This window comes from Caballeronia terrestris (genome assembly GCF_001544515.1).
GTDB lineage: Bacteria > Pseudomonadota > Gammaproteobacteria > Burkholderiales > Burkholderiaceae > Caballeronia > Caballeronia terrestris.
Window position 1 is genome coordinate 1 of sequence record NZ_FCOL02000350.1, and the last position, 1,667, is coordinate 1,667.

General features: G+C 61.0%; 2 protein-coding genes and 1 pseudogene. 1 reads left to right on the forward strand and 2 read right to left on the reverse strand.

The annotated features are described in order from the left end of the window. Nucleotides 1-895, forward strand: an 895-nt coding sequence (locus tag AWB67_RS37320; RefSeq protein ID WP_235025589.1) for an HAD-IC family P-type ATPase, incomplete at its 5' end; no start/stop codon positions are given. Between the two features lie 236 nt (nucleotides 896-1,131). Here the strand turns inward: AWB67_RS37320 and AWB67_RS37325 are convergent. Together AWB67_RS37325 and AWB67_RS41230 are read right to left on the reverse strand one after the other, a co-directional pair. Continuing rightward, nucleotides 1,132-1,488: a F0F1 ATP synthase subunit gamma gene (locus AWB67_RS37325; protein WP_159907882.1), complete on the reverse strand. Its 357-nt coding sequence runs from the start codon at nucleotides 1,486-1,488 to the stop codon at nucleotides 1,132-1,134. Beyond that, nucleotides 1,485-1,667 (reverse strand): annotated as a pseudogene (locus tag AWB67_RS41230) (hypothetical protein); the annotation flags it as partial. The pseudogene AWB67_RS41230 and the gene AWB67_RS37325, both read right to left, overlap by 4 nt.

The window sequence follows — 1,667 nt, forward strand, 5'->3', positions numbered from 1 at the left end:
GGATACCCTGAAACTCGCCGGTCTGATTGCGTTGAGCGACCCGCCTCGAGCCGATTCGGCCCGGCTGATCGCCAATCTGCTCGAGATGGGCGTGCATACTGTAATGGTGACGGGCGATGCGACGGCGACGGCCGGCGTTGTCGCCCACGCGGTTGGGCTCGATGGTGCAGTCTGTCCGCCTGGACCGCCTTCTGAGTCATTGCGTGCCGAAGATTATGCAGTCTTCGGCGGTATTTTCCCCGAGGACAAATTCCGCATTGTCAAGGCGTTCCAGAGCGGCGGTCATATTGTCGGCATGTGCGGTGACGGCGCAAACGATGCCCCTGCGCTGCGCCAGGCTCAAATGGGAATTGCCGTCTCGACAGCTACCGACGTCGCCAAGTCGGCGGCCGGTATCGTGCTGACCGAGCCAGGCCTTGGCGGCATCGTGACCGCGGTACGCGAGGGGCGGATCACGTTCCAGCGGATCCTCACTTATATGCTGAGGTCAGTTACGCGCAAACTCGATCAAATGCTATTCCCGACGGCTGGCCTCATCATGACCGGTCATGCAATCCTGACGCCGATGCTGATGGTTGTGCTCATGATCACGGGCGATTTTCTCGCCATGTCGTCGACCACCGATAACGTGCGGCCATCGCAGAAGCCCAATACCTGGCAGATCAACCATGTGACAAAATCGCGGGCATTGTGCTGGCGTGCTGCAATTTGCTCTTTTGCAGTGCACTGCTCGCCGTCGGCAAGTTCTGGCTGGACCTCGCGACCGGCCAGTTGCAAACGCTCACAGTCGTCATTTTGGCATTCAGTGGTCAGGCAGTCCTGTACGTGGTCCGCGAGCGCCGGCGTCTGTGGAGTTCTTATCCGGGCCGTTGGCCGGTTTTGTCGTCGGTGGTAGACGTGGCGCTCATTGCGACTTTAGCAACGCGCGGGATACTGATGTCACCCTTGCCACTCCTGTGGGTCGGCGCCGTGTCAGGCGCGGCTGTTGTCTTCGCGTTTGTCCTGGATCTCGACAAGGTGGCCGTATTCGGGCGCCTGATGATGACATAGCGTTGCGCAGTCGCCTCAGCGAGGTCCTGGCATTCCTGTGGAGTCGATTCATGCACGTTCGGGCGGTGCTTGCACAAGCGCTCACCGCGGCCGGTCTTGCTTGCGACCTATGCTGCCGGAGGCGAGGCTGCCAGAGGAAAGCTCGACCATTTCAGCGGTGATCTCTTCCTGACGCAGGCGCTGGGAGTCGCCGATCAAATGCTCGAGCTTGTCGTGAACATTGGCGCGCGCAGCGATCATCGCACGCATGCGTGCTTCGTTTTCCGCCGCAAAGGACAGCATGATCGCTTCGCACAATTGCGCGAAGACATACTCCTCGGCGAGCCGTGCCAACAATCTTTGCGGGGCAAGCGTGACGAGCGGCGCGATCTGCCGCGCCGATACGGCAAACCGTGCGAAGTCAAATGGCACTAAGGATTGCTTGTAAATCTCGATCACCGTAGAGAGTTGCGGAAGGCATGCAACACCGTGACGCGCGTGGCGCCGCCGGCTGCCAGACGTTCGTACATCGCTGCGGTGATGCGGTCGGCGAGCGCCGCGACCTCGTCGGTATGGGCGACCATCGGCGCGGACCAGCCCACGGCCGGTCCGTGCTCTTGCGCGATTACGAACAACAC